The sequence below is a fragment of the Streptococcus sp. ZY171113 genome (assembly GCF_057748235.1).
Genome location: NZ_CM173243.1, coordinates 1,631,751 through 1,656,417 on the forward strand (window position 1 = coordinate 1,631,751; position 24,667 = coordinate 1,656,417).

Sequence of the window (24,667 nt, forward strand, 5' to 3'; positions counted from 1 at the left end):
CTAACCTCGTTGGAGCTGGTCCAAGGCCGCCTTGGCCGCCTCCTGCTCCGCTAACTTCTTGGATTTGCCCTGGCCCTTGCTAAGAACCTGGCCGTTGACCAAGACCTGAACCTCGAAAAGTTTGGCATGGGCTGGCCCAGATTCTCCGATGACCTCGTAGCTGATGGCCACGTCCCCATCTGCCTGCAAGAGCTCCTGCAAAGCTGTTTTGTGGTCCGACACTCGGGCGTAGTTGCCCTCTTCGACCTGAGCGATAACCACCTGATTGAGGAAGGCCTCGACGGTTGCCATATCCGTGTCCAATAGCAGAGCTCCTAAGAAGGCTTCAAACAGGTCAGCTAGAATGACTGGCCGTTGACGCCCACCCGTCTTTTCTTCCCCCTTACCCAGCTTGACATAGGCATCAAAGCCACAACGCCGAGAAAAATCAGCCAAACTCTCCTCCCGCACAATGGCCGACCGAAGCTTGGACAGGTCCCCTTCCGGTTTCTTGGGGTATTTCAGGTAAAGGTAACGGGAAATAACCAGCTGCAAAACAGCGTCTCCTAAAAATTCCAAACGCTCATTGTGTGAAACCTTTAGGAGGCGGTGCTCATTGGCAAAACTAGTATGAGTAAAAGCCGTCTCCAGTAAGCTCGAATCTGAAAAATCGATTCCAAACCTATTCCGCAAATGTTCGACTAAGGTCATCATGACCTCCTTTCTTAACGATGAAAAATAATCCTCACTATTATATCATAAAAACAGCCCGAAGGCTCTTGTAAGGACATCTATACCGAGCCGTACGCATGAAGAAAATGCATGCAACTATCTTTTTGAGTTACATGCATTTTTCGGAAATTTTCTTGAAAACACCTCGATAATCGGTACTATTCTATTCATCTCATGAAAATTATACCAAAATTTTCATCTAAAAAGTGCAACACTTCTCTGAAAAATTGTTTTCTGAAATCGTCGTTTTCTTCATGCGTTTGTCCTACATCTATACCGAGCAGTAAGAGTGACAAGCAAAATTACCTAAGCCTTACAGGTCATAATTTATCGTACGTTCGTTTATTTTAGAACGCTAAGGTTTTCTGAAGGCACAAACTTAGAGATAAGAGAGCAAGTTGCTGGTCGCAAAACAAACTGACATCAGACAAAAAATCAATGAAGGTGCTGCATCATTTCACACAACTTAAAATCAACAAAAAATTGAGCTTACATCCAACTTTACCACCTTTAATCGTCAAGATTGGCTCTCCCCTACTTTAGGACTAACCTCTATCATAAGGTCGGGAAAATTTCTGGTCAACCGCTTGTCACTGCTCTTCCCCAACAGATCTAATCCTAAAGGGCCTTTCAACACTAAAAAACCTCGACAAATTGTCAAGGTTTCTTGGGTCTTACCGCACCTCTGCTCCAACCTGCTCGGTCAGGGCCTTGGTGATTTTGGCCATGTAGTTGGCCACTTCCTCGTCGGTCAGACTGGCGTCGGCTGCCTGGAAGGTCAAACTGTAGGCCATGGATTTGGTTCCTGCCGGCAACTTGTCGCCCTCATAGACGTCAAAGAGCTTGATGGCCACCAGGCGTTTGATGCCTGCGCTAGCCATTGTTTCCAAAACGGCCTGATGGGTGGTTGCTTTTGGCAATAGCAGAGCCATGTCACGGCTAACGGCAGGGAACTTGCTGATGTCTTCAAAGACCGCGCGCTCAGGCAGGGCCGCCTCGATGGCCGTCAGGTTGAGCTCCGCCACATAGGTCTCTGCGATGTCATAATCCTTGGCCGTCTGCGGGTGAACCTGGCCGATAAAGCCAAGCACGGTGCCGTCAGCCAAGCTGATGCTGGCAGTCCGACCTGGGTGCATGCTAGCCAAATCCTGCTTGGCGGTGTAAACCACGTTCAAGCCCAACTTGGCAAAAATAGCTTCCACAATGCCTTTGAGGTAGAAGAAGTCAACTGGCACCGCTGGGGTCTGGAAGTCTTTTTCCGCCACCAAGCCTGTTACGGCGATGGCTAGACTGTCGATTTCCGTCGGCAGGTCTGTTTGCGGGTTGCCAGTTTGGGCAAAGACACGGCCGATTTCGTAGAGGGCCAGGTTCTTGTTCTTACGGTTGCTGTTATAGCTGATGATGTCCAGCATGCCAGCCACCATGTTCTGGCGGAGAACCGCCCGGTCTTGGGTCATTGGCCACATGAGTTCGGTCAGCTGGGTTGGATTTGGAGTGAACTGAGTCGCTTTTTCAGTAGTTGTCAGGGCGTAGGAGATGACCTCCGTCAGACCTGCTCCTTCTGCCAGGGTCTGCACCTGACGGCGGAGGGTTTGGGTGGTGGTCAATTCACCAGCTGTACCAGCCGTGCTTGGCAGGGTTGATGGGAGCTTGTCGTAGCCATAAATGCGGGCAATCTCTTCCACCAAGTCGGCCTGAATGCTGATGTCCCAACGGCGTTTTGGCACACTGACCGTAAAGCTATCAGCAGAGCCAGCCAGGCCGAAACCGAGTTGGGCAAAGATTTGCTCCAAGTCAGCATAGGTCAACTCAGTGCCCAGACGGCTGTTGACATGGGCTAGGCTACTGGTCACCTCAACTGGTGCGGTGTCCAAGTCACCTGCTACCAAGCTACCTGCGGTTGGCTGACCGCCTGCCAATTCTTGTAGGAGGGCCGCCGCGAAGTCAAGAGCTTCAGACACAGTCGCCACGTTGACACCTTTTTCAAAGCGAGAGGAGCTTTCTGAACGGAGGTTGAGGCGGCCAGAGGTCTTGCGGATGGACTTGCCGTTGAAAACAGCGGCTTCCAGAACCACATTTTTCGAGGTTTCATCAATCTCAGTTGATTGACCGCCCATAACACCCGCCAAACCGACTGGCTTATCGGCCACGGTGATCACGATATCTTCTGTGGTCAACTCACGCGCCACGCCGTCCAGGGTCACCAGCTGTTCACCAGCACGGGCCTGACGAGCCACGATGTCACGGCCCTCAAACTTGTCCAGGTCAAAGGCGTGCATGGGCTGGCCAAAGTAGAGCAGGATATAGTTGGTCACGTCCACAACGTTGTTGGTTGGGCGGATGCCTGCATTCATGAGGAGGTTCTGCAACCACTGCGGACTTGGAGCAACGGTGACGTTCTCCACTACACGAGCCTGATAGCTGGCCACCTGGTCACTCTCGATAGCCACGGAAATCAGGTCGCTGGTCTGCGTTTGGCTTTCGCTCAGCGATTTTTCAGGGAAATGGGTGGGCTTGCCATAGATAGCCGCCACCTCATGAGCCACGCCTCGCATGGAGAGGGCGTCAGCACGGTTAGGCGTGATGGAGAGCTCGATGATTTGGTCGTCCAAATCAAGGAGGGAGAAGACCGGCTGGCCAACCTCAGCCTCTTCAGGCAGAATCAGGATGCCATCGGCAAAAGCTTTAGGCACCACGCTGTCGGAAATGCCCAGCTCGCCCAGGGAACAAATCATACCCAAGGACTCCATGCCCCGGATTTTGCCCTTTTTAATCTTGTAGTTGTCGGCGATTCGAGCCCCTGGCAGGGCCACCATGACCTTGATGCCGGCACGGACGTTTGGTGCCCCACAGACAATTTGGCGAGGTTCCTCATCGCCTGTGTCCACCTGGCAGAGGTGGAGGTGGGTGTCAGGCACGTCCTCGCAAGAGAGGACCTGGCCAACCACGATATTGGACAGGCCCTCAGCTGGAGAGGTCACACCCTCCACTTCGATACCTGTTGTTGACATTTTTTCGGCTAATTCAGCAACTGGGACGTCGATGTCGACCAGTTCTTTGAGCCATTTGTAAGATACTAACATGGAATCTTCTTTCTGTTTTTCTTTTTCGTTTGATACTCTCCTTAGGTGGTGGCGCCGTTGTGAGCTTGAGGGCGCTTAGCTCTAAGATTTTCTACCTTGTCAGCCTAAGGGCTGCCAAGGAAAATCAAGAGCTAAGTCTACTCAATCTCCCTAACTAACTGGAAAGCCCTAAGTCTTTCCAGTTGCGCACAACTCACCACGGCGGAGAGTATCTTTTAGGGCAAGCAGAGCTTGCCCTCTGACATTAGCAACTGTCTGAATGATAAGCTAAGCTCGCTGGATAGCGAAGACAATTGTAGGTGTCCTAGCTTCGCTCGTTTTCTTAATCTTGATTTGGAACGGGATAGACCACTTCAAATTCTTCGCAGACCATGAGACTTTGGCCATTGAAGGTTAGGCCTGCTTCTTCATACCAAGGTCTAAAAACTTCTTCGTGGACTTTCCGCCAATAGGCTAGACTGCGGTCACCTTCGCCTTCTTTGTAGGCGTGGTCTTCTGTTACCTCGTCAAAAGTGGTCACATAGACCTTGGTTGGCTTGGTCACACAGACGGCCTTACCTTGACTGTCCAAGATGATGTCATAGCCTTCTGTGTCTGGCCGGGATTCGTTTTCCAAGGCATAGAAATCATAACCTGAGGTGGTAGCCGTTTTCTTTCCTTCTAAAACTAGCTGGGCTAGCTCATCTGGTAGGCCACCGAAGGCCCAGGCCTCGTAATCATCTCCTGCTTGGGGGTTAATCTTTTTATAGTCTTCCCATAGTTCTTGGGGTGTCATCGGTCAATCCTCCGTTTTAGGAGCCAATCCACATCGACCTTGTCGCCGACTGGAAAAGTGTGTTCAGCAAATTTTTCAAAGCCGTAGTTGGCATAGAAACGCTGGGCCTTGAAATTGTGTTCCCAGACGCCCAACCAAACCCAGTCCTGATCGGACTGACTGGCCAGTTTCAGAGCTTGTTCAAAGAGCAACTGACCGTAGCCCTTTCCTTGATGGCTTTGGAGCAGGTAAATCCGCTGGATTTCAAAGCCATTTTCCAATTCTTGCTCGGTCTGGGAAGGTCCCCAGTTGACCTTGAGGTAGCCGATGGCCTGCCCCTTTTCTCGCAAGAGATAGGTGAGTGAGTTGGGGTCTTGGATTTCCTGACTTAGGGTGTCCAGGTGATAGGCTGTGGCAAAGTAATCTTGCAGGTCGTCTTCGGTGTTATCCTGACCGAAGGTTTCCCTGAAGGTGGTCATGGCTAACTGCTGCAAATCTGTCAGGTCAGCTAGGGTTGCCCGAGTCAGCTCTGCCATTTCCCCTACCACTAGAACTGCTCCGAGAAGCGGGCGTCGCCCTGGTAGAAGCCGCGGATATCGTTGATGCCGTAGCGGAGCATGGCGATCCGCTCCTGGCCGAGGCCGAAGGCGAAACCTGAGTAGTGCTCTGGGTCAATGCCACTCATTTCAAGAACGCGAGGGTGCACCATGCCGGCACCGAGGATTTCGATCCAGCCAGTCTTCTTGCAGACGTTACAACCGTCGCCGCCGCACTTGAAGCAAGAGACGTCCACCTCAACCGATGGCTCCGTGAATGGGAAATAAGACGGACGCAGACGAATCTTGCGGTCCTCGCCGAACATCTTTTTGATAATCATCTCCAGCGTGCCTTTGAGGTCGCTCATGGCGATGTTCTCGCCCACGACCAGGCCTTCAATCTGATGGAACTGGTGGCTGTGGGTGGCATCATCGGTGTCCCGACGGAAAACCCGTCCTGGCGAAATCATTTTAAGAGGGCCCTTGCTGAAATCGTGCTGGTCCATGGTCCGAGCCTGAACAGGACTGGTGTGGGTACGGAGCAAGATTTCCTCGGTGATGTAGAAGGTGTCCTGCATATCACGGGCTGGGTGGTCCTTGGGCAGGTTCATCCGCTCAAAGTTGTAAAAATCACGCTCCACCTCAAAACCGTCCACGATTTGGAAGCCAAGGCCCAGGAAAATGTCCTCAATCTCCTGGCTGGTCTGGGTCAAGATGTGGCGGTTGCCCTGGTTAATCGGGCGACCTGGCAGGGTCACGTCCAAACTCTCAGAAGCCAGTTGCAGCTGGATTTTTTCTTGTTCCAATAGCTGAGCGGCTTCATCAAATGCCGTAGTCAAGACATCACGCACTTCGTTGACCAGCTTGCCGACAATGGGTTTCTGGTCATTGGATAGGTCTTTGAGGCCCTTGAGCAGGTCAGTCAGGGAACCTTTTTTCCCCAGAACCTGAACCTTCAAATCCTGCAAGTCCTTAGCCCGATCAGCTCTAATCTCCTTGAGTTGAGCCAGCGTGCTCTCTCGTAATTCCTGTAATTGTTCTTGTAAGCTCATGATCTTCCTTTCTGTGTTGAGCAGGTCTGGGTGGCAGGTGAAAACAGTTGGAAAGCTACTGCTCGTGTTGTCGGTTGCTTTTAGGACTAGGCAGGGCTCCGAAAGCAGTACTGGTGGTACGGTAAGGAGACCTAACGATGTCATAAAAGGTAACCGGCAGCACGAGACAAAAAACGTGCCAATACTCCCCTATCACTAGCGGAGCGTTGACACGCGGTACCATCCGTTTTCATCTGCCAAGCAGACCTTAATTTGTCGTCTTTGTGTCAGTGAATTCAACCAGCTTTCACTGGATTGGCTTGCAGTCATGGCCAATCTCCCTGGACAGTTTCCCTTGGTTTACTAGTCTGACAGACGAGTATTCAGTTCTTATAGCCCTATATCTTTAATTGATGCCTCATTTAGGTCGCTTTGCCGTACGACTAGTACAGCCCGCAGCGACCTTCATGGTCCTAAATTAAAGCTAAAGCACTATGTCAATTCTATCAAAAAACTTGCCTGCGGGCAAGTTTTTTAGTCGTTTTCTTCTAGGGCTTCAATGAGCACTTTGAGTTTAATCACGCGACCATTTTTAACCTTGTCGTTAATCAGAGTGACTTGCTTGTCCTTGCTGGTCACCTGGTAGGTTTCCTTCTCTTCTTGAGTCGGAATGCTACCAATCCCAGCCAGGTAGAAACCGGCCATGGTATCAACATCATCATTTTCCAGTTCCAAGTCAAAGTGGTCATTGAATTCATTGATGGTCATGGTGCCCTGAACGATGTAGGTGTTTTCGGCGATTTCAAAGACAGACTCGGCTGCTCTGTCGGTCTCGTCATCAATCTCCCCGACAATCTCTTCCAAGAGGTCTTCAAGAGTGACTAGGCCCGCTACCCCACCGTACTCATCCAGAAGAATGGCCATCTGCCGTTGACTGCTCCGCAATTCCCCAATCAAATCGTCCACAAAGACCGTGTCAGGCATAAAGAGGACGTCCTGCATGAGGCGGCGAATGTTGAGGTTATCAAAGCCCTCCTTGTAGGCGGCGTGCAGGAGCTTTTTGATGTGAATGAGGCCGATGACCTTGTCCTTGTCCCCGTCATAGACAGGGATACGAGAGAAGTTTTCCTTGAGGATGGCAGCGACAATAGCAGAGCTGTCATCGTTGATGTCCACCATAAAGGCGTCAATCCGAGGGACCATGACCTCACGGGCCAGCATCTCATCAAGCGAGAACACGCCCTGAAGCATCTCAATCTCGTCAGCATCCAGCTGACTGTCGCTCTTGGTCAGGAAATACTCAATCTCATCCCGCGTCATCTGCTCGTCCGCATCGTCAAAGGCCATGGGCGTCAGGCGACTGAGCAGATTGGTCGAAGCCGACAGGAGCCAGACAAAGGGCGAGGCCAGTTTTTCCAAAAGCAAGACCACTGGTACCGAGTAGATGGCCAGGCTCTCCTTGAGGTTCATGGCAATCCGTTTGGGGTAAAGTTCCCCCAAAACGATGGAAATGTAGGTCAGAAAAGCCAGAGACAGGAGACTCCCTGCCGTTTTTGCCGTTACCGTGTTGCCAAACCAGGTCGCAATCACAGCTCCCAGATTATCCGCCAAGCGGGCACCCGAGAGCAAGGTAATCAAGGTGATGCCCACCTGAATGGTGGACAGGAAATTATTGGGATTTTCCAGCACCTTGACCAGGCGGACGTATCGCTTGTCGCCTTCTTCGGCCTTCTGCTCCACTCGTGAACGGTTGAGCGACACCAGGGCCATCTCCGTGGCCGAGAAAAAGGCGTTAAAAAGGGTCAACACCAACAACAAAAACAGTTCTAAAACAATGGTCTGACTACCGGGGTCTTCCATGGATGGTCTCCTCTAAAAAAATATTACGTTTACCATTATAGCATAATCGCTCCTTACTTGTCCATTTTGGTGAAATAGCAGAGCTAAACAGCCACTTAGGCATCCGTCAAGGCCTCAACCCCAGCCAAAAACGACCTTATCGCCATTGCCAATCGGCCGGGCTGGTCCTTGGTCATCTCATGCCCTGAACCTGGGATGAGGTCAAAATGGCTATTCTTGAGCAAACTAGCCAATTCTCGACTGGCCTTGTGATTGATTTTGTCCTGATCACCGCAGAGCAAGAGAACAGGCTTGTCGCAGGTGGCCAGATGCCTAGTCAGGTCAAATTCAGACAAACTACCATAAAACCCCAGCAGATTGGCCTTGTCCATGCCCTGTTTCTTGAAAAACCAGTTGGGAATGAGCTTGAAGATAAAAGACTGGAGCTGATAGGTCCGATTGTTCTTGAGCCGATACTGGCCAGCCACCACAACCGCTCCTGCGACACGGGGATGATTCAACAGACTCAAAGCCAGCATGGCTCCCAAGGACAAGCCAACCAGCACAACCGGTTCCTCAGACTGGGCTAATGCTGCCTTGACCAAATCGGTCAACTCCTCAAAAGTAGCTGGTAAGCGGCCAGCCTCAAAGAGGTCCAAAGTGACACAATCACTAACCTGTAACTCAGCTCGAACCTGGTCCCAAGCTCGGCTATTTTGACCCAAACCATGTAAAAAAATCAGTTTCATTGGGTGTCCCTCCTATGCAAAAAGTACCGGGTTACCCCGGCACCTCGTGTGATTATGCTTTTGCAGCTTGATACAACTCATCAACCTTAGTCCAGTTAATGATGTCAAAGAAGGCTTTGATGTAGTTAGGACGCACGTTGCGGTAGTTGAGGTAGTAGGCGTGCTCCCAAACGTCCAAGCCAAGGATTGGGGTCAAGCCAGTCATGATTGGGGTATCTTGGTTGCCAGTTGACGTCACTTCAAGCTTGCCTTCCTTGTTGACCACCAACCAAGCCCAACCTGAACCAAAACGAGTGGTTGCAGCTGTTGTGAAAGCCTCTTTGAAGGCATCGAATGACCCAAAAGTCGCTTCGATGTCAGCCAAAAGCTCTGCAGGCACCTCTGTTTTCTCTGGAGACAAGAGTTCCCAGAAGAGGGCGTGGTTGAGGTGACCGCCACCGTTGTTGATGACAGCCTGACGGATGTCAGCTGGAATGCTGTCCACATCTGACAAGAGAGCCACCAAATCTTCACCGATTTCAGGATGTTTTTCAAGGGCAGCGTTGACGTTAGCCACATAAGTCGCATGGTGCTTGTCGTGGTGGAGGGTCATGGTTTCTGCGTCAATCACAGGCTCCAAGGCGTCGTAAGCGTAAGGCAGGTCAGGTAAAATAATTGCCATTTGAACAATTCCTCTTTTCTTTTGATAGTTCTATTATAAAGGAAAATGGCAGAGCTTTCAAGGTTTCTGCCCAGCAATTTTCAACAAGGCGATGTCAAAGAGGTAGTCCTTGTCATAGACCCCCGTCTTAATCTGATAATCCGCCTCAATCAAGGCCAGAACCGACTGTTTGAGCTGGGACACAGACAGGCCTCGACTATCCCGCAGGGCAAATTTGACCTGGTAGGGATTGACCTTGCGGCCCAAACTCTCGGACAAATCTGCCACCATCTGGCCCTCCGACTGGCCCTTCCTGGCCAAGAGCTGGACCTGCAAAAAGAGCCGCAACTGCCCCAGCATGATGGCAATCAACTTGACCTCCTCCTCGCCCTGGAGTCGCAAATCCCGCACCAGCTCCCTGGCCGCATCAATCCGCCCGCCCAAAATCAGCTGGGTCAAATCAAAAATATTGTCTTGCAAGGTCTTGGGGATAGCCTCTTCAATGTCCTTTTGGGAAATGGCCGAGCTGTCCAGCTTGTAGTCCTTTAGAAAGAGCAGGTTCTGGTTGATTTGCCCAAAATCCATCTGAGACTTAGCTAGCAGTAAATCAAAAGCCCCAGGCTCAAAGACCAGACCCAGTCGCTTGATTTCCCCCAGAAAATGGCTTCGCAAGTCAGCCTCTTTCAGGGGTGCCGCTTCAAAGACCAGACCATCCCGCTTGAGGAGCTTGACCAGCCGCCGCTTGCCATCCAGCTTGCCAGCCGCCAAGACCACCAAGCGGGTCGTGTCCACCGGATTTTCCAGATAGGCTTCAAAGGCCTTGAGCTCCTTTTCATCCAGATAGGCCTTCTTATCGGTCGTGATATCCTGAAAATTGTCCAGAATCACCACCTTCTGGTCGGCAAAAAAGGGCAGGCTCTCCAAGTCCATAGCCACCGCCGCATAGTCGCTCTCCGCCATGTCAAAATAAGCATAGGCCAAATCACTAGGCTCATAGCCAATCCTATCCAACAAGGTCGTCTTCAGGTGGGCATAAAGCCCTACATCCTCACCAGCCACTATCGTCAGGGCAGGCAAATCAGCTACTGTTAATTGATTAAGCGTTTTGAATTGTGTCATACCCCCATTATAACAAAAACCACGACAACTTGTCGTGGTTGGAGACGATTGAATTTTTTCCTAATAATTGAGTTTACTCACCCATCCAATCGCGTCATGCGGTGGGGTATCAATATCAATCCAGATAAATTCAATCCCAATCACACCATCTTTAAATTTACTAAGGCGAATACCGTTAATCTGCAACTCTTCGAGTTTCTTGCCAGTCAATACTTCTCGCTCTTTCAACTGGAAAACACCACGTAAAATCCACTCCCCTAGAATCTCTTGTTTCTCCGTTGATTGAATAGCTTTTCCTGTCTCTTGGTTGATATAAGCCTTAATGACATCGCCAGAAGACAGAAATTTCAAATCAAAGGTACGATTTTCCTTTGGAAGAGCTAATTTCTTTGTCCCGTCTTCAAAAGTTCCAATATTGACACCAAAGAAATGAGGGTTTTTGTCGTGAAAATTCTTGGAATCTGGTAATGGAATATAGACCTCGCTGACTGGTCGGTAAACTAATTTTTCAATTTCTTTAGCTAAATTTTCAACTCCAGATGCCTTTGCAAAGTGTAGCAAATCAGAACGGATAGCCTTCATTTCTGATTTTTCTACCTTAGTAGACCATTTTTTCAGCAGTATGTCTTCTAAAGCCTGAATAACATAGGCACGCTCTTCTGATGATAAGTTTTGCCCAAAGGTATCTCTGATTTTTTCAATACGAGCAATTCGATCTTTTTTAGCTAATTTTGAGCCGCCATCAAAGGCATTAAAGCCTGAACTTTCTTCAACCTGACCATTCTTATCCGTAATGACCCAGGAGACTGTTTCAATGATTTCCGTCTCTGCTTTTGTCTCATTTAACAAATGCAACTGCTCAAAAACATAGAAGGGATCTTCAATGTAATGAACATCCCACTGGTCAACAACAATCTCTTTGTTGTTAAAGGTCATGTGTAGTTGGCTATCTGCCGCAGTGTATTTATAAATATGATTTCCATCCGTAAATCGGAAATTGGTTGGATTTTTCTGATTGGTGGATCCCAGAATTTCTAAACGATCAATATCAATGGGAAGATAGGAGGTTTCTCCCACGAAAATCTGAGGACTTTCTCCCTTTGGTGTCGGCATCAATACATGATATACTGAATCAACCGATACATCATCTGATTTAAAACCTTTAATCTGAGCCTTAGAGGATTCAATCCTCTGATTACGTAGAGAAGCAATCCGAAGTGCCAACTCCCTATAACGTTCTTGATTCTCTTTATCGGCAGTCGCTTTGTCGGGAGAAATATCCGCATAGAATTTAATCTCACTCAAAATATCTGTCCATGACTGGGAATCTTTCTTGAATTGAGCCACCTTCTGATCGCCAGAACCTATTCCAAAAGACTTGATACCAACCAAATACTTATGCTTATCATCAACAACCACAGAGGCATCATAAGAAGTGTTTGCTATATCTTCTGCTACTGCATTAAACGCTTTCTGAAAAACAGTTTCTTGAAACTTAGAATTGACAATCGGAGCTACATAATTTTGCCCATCGTGTCCTTCTTCTGCCTCTGCCTTTTGAGAAAAAGCCTCGCTCAAGCTCGCAAAGTTAGTAATTAAGGTCCGATACTTGTCTTTTTGCTCTGCCTTTAGATTTTCCCACATAATCTTACCTCACTTCGTCTTATCTCAATTATACCAAAAAGAGATTAGGTTTTCACTAATCTCTCAACTAACTAGTTATTCGTAAAAGCAATGCTATAAAACTCCAAATGACCACCTTTTTTAATAAGTCTTAAATAATCCAAATCCGATAAAATCCCTAAACCATCTTGATAAAAATTAATCGTCTCCACGGCTTGCTCATAGGTATCAACATAGTCTCGAACATAGGATTGTCCCTCAAACTGACCATTCATCTTGGTATAGATGATTGCAACATTTCCAGTACGTTCCAATTGTAAGGCAATTTTGGTTTGGTTCAAAGCACTTGCAATATTAGCTGCAATTCGCTTAATAACAGGAACAACCACACTATTCCCAGCTTGTTTATAAAGTTGACCATTAGAAACATTTTTAGGAATCTTAAAAGTTTTTGGATAGCCTTGAACATTGAAGGTTTCCTTAGGAGTAAGCTTCCGAATCTCGCCACTATCTGTCAAAATCAACGGGACATTATGCCCACCCATCCCCATATTAGCTGTCAAGGTTGGAACCACACCACTTTTGTTCTCACGAACATACTGGCGACGCCATTGATAAACGGTGTCTTGACTGTCAATAGATGATTTTAATTCATCATAAAACGGTTGCTTACCGTCACGATAATAGTAATTTTCTTCCAGACTTGCACCAAAATCAATGACATCTTTCAAGGTAGTTGTTAACTTAATCTCGTCTGGAAATTCAAAATGGTCATAGGCTTCCTTGTTATCAAAACCTACGATATAAATACGCTCACGGTTCTGAGGAATATTTCCATAATCCTTACCATTGAGAACTTTCCATTTGATAAAATAATTATTCTCCGTCAAAGCTTCACGAATAACTTTAAAAGTATTTCCGTGGTCATGGGAAACCATATTTTTGACATTTTCCACAAAAATAGCTTTTGGTCGCTTGGCTTCAATCATGCGGAGCAATTCGAAGAAAAGACCGCCACGATCATCTTCAAAACCTTTACGGTAACCAGCAATCGAAAAGGCTTGGCAAGGGAAACCACCGACGATAACGTCCACTTCTCCTTTTATATCCTCAGCTGGAACAGCGTGAATATCACGTCCATCCAAAAATGTATCGGGGTAATTCAACTGATAAGTCTGCCTCGCATACTTATCAAACTCGTTAGCATACACCACTCTGAACTCGTTGGTCTGCTCAAAGCCCAACTCAATTCCACCAACGCCAGAGAAAAATGCTGCAATCGCGTATTTCTCTGCCTGGTTCGAACTTACAGAATTTGTCATGTAAGCACCTGCTTTCTAAAAAATTTGTAAAAATCTATCGATTTCCTTTGAAGATACTCGGTTACTAAAGAAAATATATTCCATACCTTTTTTTGATTTTCCAGCACTATAATTAAGAGAGTACGGGAAGTACTCAAAGTTAGAATATAATTTCTCAATTTCATCGTGATAGTCATAGGTAAGAATCCATTTATGATGTTCCATATACTTCACAATTGTATCTCTCAATTCAGCATGATCTACGTATTCATAAAAGTTTGTATATAGTTGCTTTCCTTTAATAAAATATGGAGGATCAAAAAAAGTTAGTGAACGCTTTGTACGTCTAATATTATTTTTGATAAAATCAATAGCATCTAAGTTATACAAGCTAATTCTGTTCCTATTACTAGCTATCAGCTCAATTTTACTTATCAGCACCTCTGCATTATACCGACAATCCATTTTATAATTACCTGATTGGTTTCTACCTCCTATAGGACCAGCTTGAATTATCCCAGATCGATTTGTTCGATTTAAATAAAACGTAGAAAATCCAAGAGTAAGTAAGTCAACACTTTCTTTGTTTTTTTGAATACTCTGCTGTTTACCCCATTCTTCAATTGTAAATTCTGCTTCTCGTACTTTTTTTATAAAAGCTTCAGTGTTATGTAAAATAGAGTACCACATTGCATAAATCGATTTATCAAAATCGTTTAACATTATTTTCTTTACATCATTATTAAATAATAATTTAAGCGCTACTGCCGCACCTCCGCAAAACGGCTCTATATAAGTATCAACATCATTGCTATGTACCAAATATTTGACATATTGATAGGTCTTATTTTTTCCTCCAGGATAGCGTAACGGGCTAAAATTATCCATTATTTCCCCCCTCCGATAACTTGTCAAATATAACAGAAAAATATCTACTAAACTTTCTTCCAATAGATTGAATGCTAACGGTACTAATTTCCGTCTTATAATCATGAAGCATACCATTCAAAGTTTCAATATCAATCTCATGCTTATTTAAAGCTTTAGACTCTGTCTTTGAAAGTTTATTTTTTGTTACCAAATGATTTTTTACCGAAGAAACAAGTGAAGGTAGATTCTCCTGAGATTGTTGCAACCCAACTAAATCTGAATATGCTTTTGTAGAATATTCAATTAAATTTCTAAGGAGGAATGCAATAATAATATGATTGCCAACATCTCCTGACAAAACATTGTAATTTTGTAGTTTTCTTATCACTTCACAAATTTTAAAGTACTCATGCTTTGCAGATATTTTCGCTAACGCTTCAATATACCATTGGGTGTTAAACAGAACTTGATAGTCTTGATGCACAGTAACTACTTCTATATTTAAAAGTATTGGAAAGGATTTTCGTTCAGCATCATATTCGGCATTGATAGTGTATCTACCATTATCAGATCTCTGATTTACTACATTATTATCAATTACAATATTTCTGCTTTCACATCTAATTACAACTCTCTTATATTCTGAACTCTCCCTTGGAACTTTATTATTCTCATTATCAATCAAATCAATACAGTTAATTAAATCATAATTAGGTGTACTAATAACAACTTGTTCCTTAGGAACAAAGAATTTATATTTTGGTTCTTGACTTTGTGTATCATTATTATCCGTAATATTGTCATATGTATCATTTACTGACGAGTTAGATGGTTCCTCATTCCCCTGTCCACAATCTTCACTAGTTTTTGCATCATTATTTAGAGAATTACTAAATGAACCTTCGTCAGAACCTGTTATTTTTTCAAACTCTTTATATTCTTTAATTTTTTCAGCTAAATTAGGTATCTTTTCGATAATCTCTTTCCACTGTTCCTGTTTAGCAAAAGTTCGTGTATCTAATTGTTTATCAATCCAAACTGCTTTACCTAGCAATCCTAATATTTCATGGTAAACTTTATCATTTTTTGATATAGTTTGAAACTCATCATTAAACTCAAGTTCCAACTCTTTAACTAATGGTCTTAAAACTCGTGATACCAGAACATCTGTATCTAAGTGAGTCAACTTTTCCAAATTAGACTGATAAGTTAAAGTTGCATTATGCACAGAAATTAAATAATTTAATTGTTGTATAGCATTTCTTATAGCAACTTTACCTTCTGGTGTAATAACTTTAATTTTATCCAAAGATTCATCACGTGTTAAACCTTTATTTCTATACTGATTATAAAGGTTATGGTAAAATACTCTTTTATCCGTAGCACTCCATGTCTTAATCCCATCCACATGTTTTGCACTAATTTTAAAAAGTGCATCATCTCTTGTAGATTCGGTTACAATATCACAACTAACTTCGAAATTTTCTATACGCAAGTTTAATCGTTCAATTTTTTTGCGTTCCGAACTTTTCAACAAAAATTGGTACTGAAATAAAAGTTTTAACGAAGCAATTCTTCTATTACCCTCTAATACCGTATAATGACCTTGTTCATTTTTTAGAACAATAACACGCTCACCTAATGTGTTATACCCATTTTCTGCAATTTGAAATGCAAGCTCTTTAATCTGTTCAAAATCAAGCAAATATTTGATTATTTCTTCCTCACTTTTAAAATCAAACATTGAAAACCTAGGATTACTAAAATCTAAATCAATGTTTAGTGGGTTTAAAATTACAGTTTCTAACTTCATTTTTCACTCCAAAAATATATAATCACTCCATTATACCACAAAACCCAGCCTTTTTTAAGCTGGGCATTTATTTCTATTAGCTTAACTTCACCAACTTCTCCATCTCTGCAATCCGCTGTTTGGTCGCGTCATACTTGGTTTGGTAGTCGGTTTGTTTTTGGCGCTCGGCGGCAACGACTTCTGGTTTGGCGTTGGCGACGAAGCGTTCGTTAGACAGTTTCTTGGTAACCATGTCCAGCTCTTTCTGCCACTTGGCCAGTTCTTTGTTGAGGCGTTCTAGTTCTTCCTCAACATTGAGGAGGTCGGACAGAGGGAGGAAGAGTTCAGCTCCCGTGATGACGGCTGACATGGCCAGTTCTGGGGCGGCAATGACAGAGCTAATCTCCAGCTTCTCTGGGTTGGTGAAGCGTTTGATGTAGTTGATGTTCTGGTTGAAGAAGCTTTCAAGCTCGCTGTCTGCGGTCTTAATCAGCAGGGTAATTGGCTTGCTTGGTGCCACGTTCACCTCAGCACGGGCGTTGCGGACAGCCCGAATCAGGTCTTTGAGGCTTTCAACACCTGCGTGTGCTCTGCCATTTTCAAAAGCAGGATCAACCACTGGGTAGGCTGCCGTCACGATGGAATCAGCCGCATACTGGCCGAAGATTTCCTCGGTCACAAACGGCATAATCGGGTGGAGGAGGCGGAGGATGGCGTCCAGGGTGTAGAGGAGGACGGAGCGGGTCATGACCTTCTCGGCCTCGTTGTCGCTGTAAAGGACCTCCTTGGTCAGCTCCACGTACCAGTTGGCGAAGTCTTCCCAGATGAAGTTGTAGAGGATGTGGCCGGCCACGCCGAACTCGAACTTGTCGAAGTTGTCGGTCACCTTGCCGATGGTCTCGTTGAGGTTGTGGAGGATCCAGCGGTCGGTCACGTTGCCAGCTTCCTCGGCAGCAACCTTCTGGACATTGGCACGCGCCTCATCGAGGGTCAGGCCCTCATTGTTCATGAGGATGTAACGGGAAATGTTCCAGATCTTGTTGATGAAGTTCCAAGAAGCATCCATCTTCTCGTAGCTGAAGCGGACGTCCTGTCCTGGGGCAGAGCCGTTAGACAGGAACCAACGCAGGGCATCTGCACCATATTGGTCGATGACATCCATTGGGTCGATACCGTTTCCGAGCGACTTAGACATCTTGCGGCCCTGCTCGTCACGGATGAGACCGTGGATAAGGACATTCTTGAATGGGCGACGGTCTGTGAATTCCAGGGATTGGAAAATCATGCGAGACACCCAGAAGAAGATGATGTCATAACCTGTTACCAAGGTTGAGGTTGGGAAGTAACGGTTGAAATCATGGCTGTCGGTGTCAGGCCAGCCCATGGTTGAAAACGGCCAGAGGGCTGAGCTGAACCAGGTGTCTAGCACGTCTTCGTCCTGCACCCAGCCGTCGCCTTCTGGTGCTTCTTCGCCGACATACATGTCGCCTGCTTCATTGTACCAGGCTGGGATTTGGTGACCCCACCAGAGCTGGCGAGAAATCACCCAGTCATGGACATTTTCCATCCATTGAAGGAAGGTATCGTTGAAGCGTGGTGGGTAGAAGGCAACCTTGTCTTCGGTCTCTTGGTTGGCAATGGCTCGTTTAGCCAATTCATCCATCTTGACGAACCACTGGGTGGACAGGCGAGGCTCAACCACGGCACCTGACCGCTCAGAGTGACCAACCGAATGGACACGTTGTTCAATTTTAACCAGGCTACCGATTTCTTCCAGTTTGGCAACAACAGCCTTGCGGGCATCGAAACGGTCCATGCCTGCAAATTCAGCAGCCAATTCGTTCATAGTGCCGTCGTCGTTCATGACATTGACTTGTGGCAAGTCATGGCGTTGGCCAACCAGGAAGTCGTTGGGGTCGTGGGCTGGGGTGATTTTCACGACACCTGTTCCGAATTCTGGGTCAGCATGCTCATCGGCCACGATTGGGATAGCCTTGTTAATGATTGGCAGGATAACGTTTTGACCAATCAGGTCCTTGTAACGTGGGTCTTCTGGGTTAACAGCCACCGCCACGTCACCAAACATAGTTTCTGGTCGAGTAGTCGCAACTTCTAAACCGCGCGAGCCATCTTCCAACATATAGGTCATGTGGTAGAAGGCACCTTCAACGTCCTTGTGAATAACCTCGATGTCAGACAGGGCGGTACGGGCAGCAGGGTCCCAGTTGATGATAAACTCGCCACGGTAGATGAGGCCCTTCTGGTAGAGGTCCACAAAGACCTTGCGGACGGCCTTGGAGAGGCCCTCATCCAGGGTGAAGCGGTCCCGCTGGTAGTCCAGAGAAAGACCCAGCTTGCCCCACTGCTCACGGATGGTAGCGGCATACTCGTCCTTCCACTCCCAGACTTTGTCCAGAAATTTCTCACGGCCCAGGTCGTAGCGGGAAATGCCCTGCTCCCGCAGGCGTTCCTCAACCTTGGCTTGGGTGGCAATCCCTGCGTGGTCCATACCAGGCAGCCAGAGGGTATCAAAGCCCTGCATGCGTTTTTGGCGGATGATGATGTCCTGCAGGGTCGTGTCCCAGGCGTGGCCCAAGTGGAGCTTGCCCGTCACGTTTGGCGGCGGAATCACGATAGAGTAAGGCTTAGCCGTCTCGTCACCTGACGGTGCGAACACGTCTGCCTCAAGCCATTTGGCGTAGCGACCAGCTTCTACTTCAGCTGGGTTGTATTTAGGGGAAAGTTCTTTTGACATGGGATGTCCTTTCTTAAATAATAGTTTTCATATAATTTTCAAAATCAGCAAAGGATTGATAATAAAATTTATCCGACTCATGGTTAACAATGATTAATAAAGGTAAGGATGAGAACGAAAAATCTTCCTGTATTTCTTGCAACACTTTTTGGAGTTTTTTACTCGTTAAAGGATAACTCTTTTTATCCACTTTGCCACCTGTAAAGATTCTCTGAACAGAAAAACTTCTTGGCAAAACCGTCACAATAATCTCTTCGAGATAGAAACACATTGTCATGCCCCAACCACCTCAATCTTGACCCCATCAGGGTCTTCAAAGTAGAGAGCATAGTGGTTCTCTCCTCCTGCGTGGGGATAACGGTCATCGTAGAGAAGGTTGACGCCTCTGGCCAGTAAATTCTCTCGGAGTTGGTCAATATTTTCCCTGCTGCCGCCGTGAAAAGCCAGGTGATTGAGCCCAGTTCGGCAACGGTGGTAGCCTGCCTCCAGGAAATCAGCCGGCGTTTGGACAAAAACGATGTAGTGCTCGGCCATTTTCATAGAAAAGCCTGGAGGCCAGTCTTGATAGGGCTCATAGCCCAGGCGAGGGAGCAAAAACTCGTAGAAATCTCGGCTTTTTTGCAAATCCGACACGTAGAGTTCGATGTGGTGGAGCATGGGCCTCCTTTCTGACAACAATAAAAGCCCCTGCCATCTGACAGGGACGAATTTCTTTCGATTTCCGCGGTACCACCCAAATTCGGGTTTGCACCCGCAACTTTATTTATTGATTTGTTAACTGTCAGCAACCAGTTTTGACATTTGGGCGGATTTCTCAGCAACACCGCTTCCTGTACCAAATGGGGGTCAAAACACCTCTGATAGGCTTATTTTACCACGTCTTTTGGAAAAAATCAATAATGACGTTGGCCCAAAAGGCCATCTGGTAGGTCATGGAAGGATTTGCCAGCGTGGTAGTTGGCAAACTTGCCCAAGAGGTAGTTGTAGGCATCTAACTTGGCCTCGTAACGGATGTAGGCCTGGGCTGCCGCCTCGTCACCTGTCTCATCAGCCACTTTCTTACTCTCCACCATGGCCATGTCGTTAATCATAATCTGGGTCTTGACCCAGGCCTCAAAATCCGCCCAAAACTGCTCTGCCATTTTCCAACACCTCCAAAGATAAAAAATAGAGCCAGTCCGCTGACCAGCTCTTCTCTGCCACCACCGAGAATTGAACTCGGAACTGAGCATTACCATTGCTCTATTATACCATTTAACTATAGCGGCGATTACTTTTATAGTATATCACCTCTGAAGAAAAATTGCAAGCCTTTTTTGCAACTTTTTTTGTAAGATATCCTAAAACTTCCAAAACAGTTTGGATTGAAAACGGTATCTTCCAAAAGTCAGCGTCATCAAAATTTTACAAGTTCAAATTCAATAAGGACTACGGTAGTCGGCCTTGCGTTCTCTTTGGGAGCAGCGGCTCCGTTGACACCGAACCTAAATGCCATAGCAAACTTTTGGCGAATGTTCCTAAGTGCTGAGGTAACTCCAACATGAACCTTTAAGTATGCATAAGAAATCTTATCATTTCTAAGATGGATATCCCCGCTACAATCTTAACAGATCCTTTTTAATCAATGATGGTATCCTTGAAGATGGTTTCTTTTTTCGATTTGTCAATAGAAAGGTAATAGGCATAGAGCACGTCCATCATCATCAGGAGAGGAAATTGTGGGGAAATGCGATTACCATAGCTGAGGTGGTGGGCAGAAGCTACCAAAATATGCTCGTCAATCTGACTATCTTGGGGAGCTTGGGCAGAGATGAGGACCGTTTTAGCTCCCTTTTTACTGGCAATCTCTAGGGAATTGAGAATGGCTTGGGTTTGGCCGGTCAAGGAGAGGCCAAAGACTATACAGCTATCGTCCAGAATGCTGTTGGTCCAAATCATATTATCAGCCTCAGAAATGGCATCACAAATCAGGCCTAGTCGTGTAAATCGAAGTTTGGTTTCTTTGGCGACCAAACCCGAACTGCCCACCCCATAAAAGTAGACCCTGCTGGCCTTGTCTAATAAACTTGCAATTCGCTCCAATTTATCCTCATCAACCAAATCATTGGTTTGATCAATAATGGATTTGTAGTCAACGAGAACCCGTTTGGTCAAATCTTTTTGGATGTGCTTGAAATTTTCATCCAGTTGTTTTTGATTGCTTTGGTAATCAAAAACAAATTCACGATAGCCTTTGAAGCCACATTTTTGAGCGAAGCGGGTCAGAGCTGCCGGAGAAACATGTAGGGTTTGGCTAACGGTGGCTGAACTGAGATCACTGAGATCGGCTTTACCATCCAAAAAAAAGTAAGCGATGGTCTTCTCAAGTTTGGTCAGTTGACTGAGGTGGTTCTCGATATGCGTCATCAGGTGCTGGCTTTGAGGCATGTGTCAATCCTTGTTTTTTTCTACTAGTATAGCATAAATTGTTTGGAAAATAAATGAATATAAACAATCTAATAGAACAGGCCAGATTAAAACAAACCTGTTGCCCTTCCTTATCTTACCCCAACAACTGGTCGTACAAAAAATTGGAATAAGAAAAGTATTTCTGAACGTAGACAAACTCTCTAAACGACAGAAAAAGAGCAAATACAGAGTTTCAACATCCCCTTGCATTCACTCTTAAACATTCTGGTTTAATAGCGTTTTAAGAGTTTTTATATTTTTTAACAAAAGAAAAAGAGGCTGGGACAAAAAGATTTTGAGTTTTCGAAATCTCATACAATTATCCCCTGATGAAACAAAAAAAGGCGAACAAAGAGAGGTCCTGATTTTCAGAAATCCTTCTCTGTTCGCTTTTAATATTGGGGTTTGGACTTTTGTCCCAGCTCTTCGGTCTGACCACCCCAAAGGTGGTTGCTAAATTTTGGTCAAGGGGCTGGCCGTGTCGGGCGAGGTGTCGTAAACCTTGAGTTGGTTGCCGACCTCGATACCGGCCTGCATGAGGCTGGTCTCCATGGTCATTCGAGCCAGTTCCTTGATGTTGTTTTCCTTGCTCAGGTGGCCCAGGTAGATTTTTTTAGTCCTGCTGCCCAGGGTTCGAACCATGGCAGCTGCCCCATCCTCATTGGACAGGTGGCCCTGGTCGGATAGGATCCGTTGCTTAGTTGACCAGGGGTAGGAGCCTGCCCGCAGGATATTGACATCATAGTTGGATTCAATCAGATAGGCGTCAGCATTTTCAATAATACCCGCCATCCGATCGGACACATAACCTGTATCCGTCAAGGTGACAAAGCTCTTGTTATCCTTCATGAGGCGGTAAAACTGAGGCGAGGCCGCGTCATGGCTAACGCTGAAACTCTCCATGTCCAAATCACCAAAGGTCAAGACAGAATTTTCCTCGAAGATGTGCTTGTGGCCCACATCAATCTTCCCCAAGGCCTCATCCATGGCCATCCAAGTTTTTTGGTTGGCGTAGATGTCTAGGTCGTACTTACGGGCCAAGACCCCAACCCCGTGGATGTGGTCCTTGTGCTCGTGGGTCACGAAAATAGCGTCTAAATCCTCTGGTTTGCGGTCAATTTCCGATAGGAGGCTAACAATTTTCTTACCAGACAGGCCTGCATCGATTAGGAAACGTTTTTTAGGCGTTTCCACATAGAGGCAGTTACCTGTTGAGCCTGAGGCCAAGATACTGTATTTGAAAGCACTGGTTTGCATTAGGCCTCCTCCCATTCGTCCAAGGACATGGCTTCACGGTCATAGGGAAGCACCAGGGTAAAGGTTGATCCCTTGCCTTCTTCGCTCTTAGCCCAGATAAAGCCCTTGTGGAGCTTGATGATTTCCTTGGCAATGGCCAAGCCCAGACCAGTTCCCCCTTGCTCACGACTTCTAGCCTTGTCCACCCGATAAAAGCGGTCAAAGACCAGCGGTAAATCTTTTTTAGGAATTCCCAGCCCTTGGTCTGAAATGGACACGATTAACTGGCTGTCTGTGGTCTTCATGCTGACGGTAATCTTGCCCCCATCAGGCGAATACTTAATAGCATTGTTGAGAATGTTCTCGATGACTTGGGTCATCTTGTCCGTATCAATTTCAACCCAGATGGTCGTGATGGGGTAATCTCGCACCAGGTCATACCGCTTGCCACTGATGGTGTGCTGGCTCTTAACCAGGTCAAAGCGGTTAAGGATATGGGTCATAAAAGCGGTAAAGTTTGTCCACTCGACATTGAGGGCAGTCGCCTGGTTATCAATCCGTGACAGGGCCAAAAGGTCTGTAATCATCCGCATCATGCGATTGGTTTCATTGAGAGACACTCGGATAAACTCTGGGGCCACTTCCTCCCGCAGAGCCCCCTCATCCAAGGCCTCCAGATAGGACTTGACCGAGGTCAAGGGGGTCCGCAACTCGTGGCTAACGTTGGATACAAAGAGACGGCGTTCCCGCTCCTCCTTGTCCTGCTCAGTCGTGTCATGAATCACGACAACAAGACCTGAGATGAACCCTGATTCTCTACGGTTGAGGGCAAAACGCATCCGAAGGGCAGAAAATTCGCCAAAGGCATTGCGACGATTGATGGTAAGGGTCGGGGTCTTAGATACCAAATCATGATAGGTGTAGTCGTGGTCGCCATCAAACAAGTCCACGATGTTCATCTTGAGGGCCACTTCTCTGCTCAGGTTCAGGTGCTTTTGGGCAGTTTGGTTAATCATGATGATTTGGCCAGCTCGATTGGTCGCAATAACCCCGTCTGTCATATAAGACAAGATAGAGTCCAAGCGGTTCTTTTCCTGAGACAGGTTTTCATGGGTAGCATGGAGGACGTCGGAGAGGTCGTTAAGCTGGTGGGCCAGCTCACCCAAGTCATTTTTAGCCGTCACCTGAATGGCTTCGCCATAGTTTCCTTCGATTAACAGTTTGACCTTTTCATTGAGCCGCCTAATGATTTGAGCTTCACGGTAGTCCTTGATGCCCAAGTAGAGGAAGTAAAGAGCCACGAGCAACAGCAACCCCAGGAGGACAAACTGAACCAGGGTTAAATTTTCAAACGCCTTAGTCATAGGATTTCATGTAGTAGCCCACTCCGCGGCGGGTCAAAATGTACTCTGGACGACTAGGCTGGTCTTCGATTTTCTCCCGCAAGCGACGGATGGTCACATCCACCGTCCGCACATCGCCAAAGTAATCGTAGCCCCAGACCGTTTCCAAAAGGTGCTCCCGAGTCATGACCTGCCCCATGTGGTTGGCCAGATGATGAAGCAGTTCAAACTCCCGATGGGTCAGTTCCAGCTCGGTCCCGTGTTTCTTGGCCACAAAGGCATCTGGTACGATTTCCAAATCGCCCACCACCAGGCTCTTATTGGCAGAACTAGCATTTTCCTCGGTCACGGCTGCCTCGATGGTTTCGGTCCGTCTCAGGTGGGCCTTGACCCTAGCCAGCAATTCCCGGTTAGAGAAGGGCTTGGTCACATAGTCATCTGCCCCGATTTCTAGGCCGATAACCTTGTCAAACTCGCTGTCCTTGGCTGACAACATGATGATGGGCAGGTGGCTGGTCTTACGGATGACCTTGGCCACCTCCAAACCATCCAGCTCTGGCAGCATCAAATCTAGAATCACCAAGTCTGGCTGCTCCTCCTCAAAGGCGGTCAAGGCTGCGCGGCCATCATAGGCCGTTACCACCTCATACCCCTCCTTGGTCAAATTAAACTTGATGATGTCCGAAATCGGACGCTCATCGTCAACAATCAAAATTTTCTTCATCTGGGTTACCTCACCATTACCCTTTGCAGGGCTTTTTTCAATTATACCAAAATTTCTGCCACTTGAGAAATCTGGACTACCCAGTCTAACAGCCCTTCCTTAAATCAACCTGA

At 46.5% G+C, this 24,667-nt stretch carries 21 protein-coding genes and 1 tRNA gene; all 22 read right to left on the reverse strand.

Translation table 11 applies throughout. The annotated features are described in order from the left end of the window. The gene (rnc, locus tag AC3ARB_RS07715; protein ID WP_488319996.1) at positions 1-693 is read right to left on the reverse strand and encodes a ribonuclease III; all 693 of its coding nucleotides are present in this window, start codon (positions 691-693) and stop codon (positions 1-3) included. 692 nt (positions 694-1,385) lie between these two features. Next, on the reverse strand, positions 1,386-3,794 hold the full coding sequence (pheT, locus tag AC3ARB_RS07720) for a phenylalanine--tRNA ligase subunit beta (protein WP_488319997.1): 2,409 nt from the start codon (positions 3,792-3,794) through the stop codon (positions 1,386-1,388). A gap of 322 nt (positions 3,795-4,116) precedes the next feature. Further along, positions 4,117-4,569 carry an ASCH domain-containing protein gene (locus tag AC3ARB_RS07725; protein ID WP_488319998.1) on the reverse strand — a complete coding sequence of 151 codons (453 nt, stop codon included), beginning with the start codon at positions 4,567-4,569 and terminating at the stop codon, positions 4,117-4,119. Further along, positions 4,566-5,084 (reverse strand): GNAT family N-acetyltransferase, encoded by a 519-nt coding sequence (locus AC3ARB_RS07730; RefSeq protein ID WP_488319999.1) that lies wholly within the window; start codon positions 5,082-5,084, stop codon positions 4,566-4,568. The genes AC3ARB_RS07725 and AC3ARB_RS07730 overlap by 4 nt, the downstream gene beginning before the upstream one ends. Before the next feature lie 11 nt (positions 5,085-5,095). Further along, entirely contained in the window at positions 5,096-6,136 is a 1,041-nt protein-coding gene (gene pheS / locus AC3ARB_RS07735; RefSeq protein WP_488320000.1) for a phenylalanine--tRNA ligase subunit alpha, read from the reverse strand. A gap of 513 nt (positions 6,137-6,649) precedes the next feature. Next, a complete protein-coding gene (locus AC3ARB_RS07740) occupies positions 6,650-7,975 on the reverse strand; it encodes a hemolysin family protein (protein WP_488320001.1) in 1,326 nt (441 codons plus the stop codon). Between the two features lie 95 nt (positions 7,976-8,070). Further along, complete coding sequence (locus tag AC3ARB_RS07745) at positions 8,071-8,703, reverse strand: alpha/beta fold hydrolase (RefSeq protein WP_488320002.1); 633 nt, start codon at positions 8,701-8,703, stop codon at positions 8,071-8,073. A 52-nt stretch (positions 8,704-8,755) separates the two neighbouring features. After that, positions 8,756-9,364, reverse strand: a complete 609-nt coding sequence (sodA, locus tag AC3ARB_RS07750; RefSeq protein ID WP_488320003.1) for a superoxide dismutase SodA — start codon at positions 9,362-9,364, stop codon at positions 8,756-8,758. Positions 9,365-9,421: 57 nt separating this feature from the next. Then, on the reverse strand, positions 9,422-10,462 hold the full coding sequence (gene holA, locus AC3ARB_RS07755; RefSeq protein ID WP_488320004.1) for a DNA polymerase III subunit delta: 1,041 nt from the start codon (positions 10,460-10,462) through the stop codon (positions 9,422-9,424). Positions 10,463-10,522: 60 nt separating this feature from the next. Further along, entirely contained in the window at positions 10,523-12,106 is a 1,584-nt protein-coding gene (locus AC3ARB_RS07760; RefSeq protein ID WP_488320005.1) for a hypothetical protein, read from the reverse strand. A 71-nt stretch (positions 12,107-12,177) separates the two neighbouring features. Next, positions 12,178-13,407 (reverse strand): DNA cytosine methyltransferase, encoded by a 1,230-nt coding sequence (locus tag AC3ARB_RS07765; protein ID WP_488320006.1) that lies wholly within the window; start codon positions 13,405-13,407, stop codon positions 12,178-12,180. A gap of 15 nt (positions 13,408-13,422) precedes the next feature. Next, on the reverse strand, positions 13,423-14,274 hold the full coding sequence (locus AC3ARB_RS07770; protein WP_488320007.1) for a DNA adenine methylase: 852 nt from the start codon (positions 14,272-14,274) through the stop codon (positions 13,423-13,425). Continuing rightward, the gene (locus tag AC3ARB_RS07775; protein WP_488320008.1) at positions 14,267-16,069 is read right to left on the reverse strand and encodes a ParB/Srx family N-terminal domain-containing protein; all 1,803 of its coding nucleotides are present in this window, start codon (positions 16,067-16,069) and stop codon (positions 14,267-14,269) included. The genes AC3ARB_RS07770 and AC3ARB_RS07775 overlap by 8 nt, the downstream gene beginning before the upstream one ends. Positions 16,070-16,145: 76 nt before the next feature. Next, a complete protein-coding gene (locus AC3ARB_RS07780; protein ID WP_488320009.1) occupies positions 16,146-18,803 on the reverse strand; it encodes a valine--tRNA ligase in 2,658 nt (885 codons plus the stop codon). A gap of 13 nt (positions 18,804-18,816) precedes the next feature. Beyond that, positions 18,817-19,080, reverse strand: a complete 264-nt coding sequence (locus AC3ARB_RS07785) for a hypothetical protein (protein ID WP_488320010.1) — start codon at positions 19,078-19,080, stop codon at positions 18,817-18,819. Next, positions 19,077-19,460, reverse strand: a complete 384-nt coding sequence (locus AC3ARB_RS07790; RefSeq protein WP_488320011.1) for a VOC family protein — start codon at positions 19,458-19,460, stop codon at positions 19,077-19,079. The genes AC3ARB_RS07785 and AC3ARB_RS07790 overlap by 4 nt, the downstream gene beginning before the upstream one ends. Positions 19,461-19,696: 236 nt before the next feature. Then, positions 19,697-19,945 (reverse strand): DUF1912 family protein, encoded by a 249-nt coding sequence (locus AC3ARB_RS07795; protein WP_488320012.1) that lies wholly within the window; start codon positions 19,943-19,945, stop codon positions 19,697-19,699. Positions 19,946-20,000: 55 nt separating this feature from the next. After that, positions 20,001-20,071, reverse strand: a tRNA-Thr gene (locus AC3ARB_RS07800). Between the two features lie 349 nt (positions 20,072-20,420). Continuing rightward, positions 20,421-21,230 (reverse strand): MurR/RpiR family transcriptional regulator, encoded by an 810-nt coding sequence (locus tag AC3ARB_RS07805; protein ID WP_488320013.1) that lies wholly within the window; start codon positions 21,228-21,230, stop codon positions 20,421-20,423. Positions 21,231-21,704: 474 nt separating this feature from the next. Further along, the gene (locus tag AC3ARB_RS07810) at positions 21,705-22,508 is read right to left on the reverse strand and encodes an MBL fold metallo-hydrolase (protein ID WP_488320014.1); all 804 of its coding nucleotides are present in this window, start codon (positions 22,506-22,508) and stop codon (positions 21,705-21,707) included. Continuing rightward, positions 22,508-23,851 carry a cell wall metabolism sensor histidine kinase VicK gene (gene vicK / locus AC3ARB_RS07815; RefSeq protein WP_488320015.1) on the reverse strand — a complete coding sequence of 448 codons (1,344 nt, stop codon included), beginning with the start codon at positions 23,849-23,851 and terminating at the stop codon, positions 22,508-22,510. The genes AC3ARB_RS07810 and vicK overlap by 1 nt, the downstream gene beginning before the upstream one ends. Further along, positions 23,844-24,554: a response regulator YycF gene (gene yycF, locus AC3ARB_RS07820; RefSeq protein ID WP_488320016.1), complete on the reverse strand. Its 711-nt coding sequence runs from the start codon at positions 24,552-24,554 to the stop codon at positions 23,844-23,846. Before yycF ends, vicK begins: the two co-directional genes overlap by 8 nt. Between the last annotated feature and the right edge of the window lie 113 nt (positions 24,555-24,667).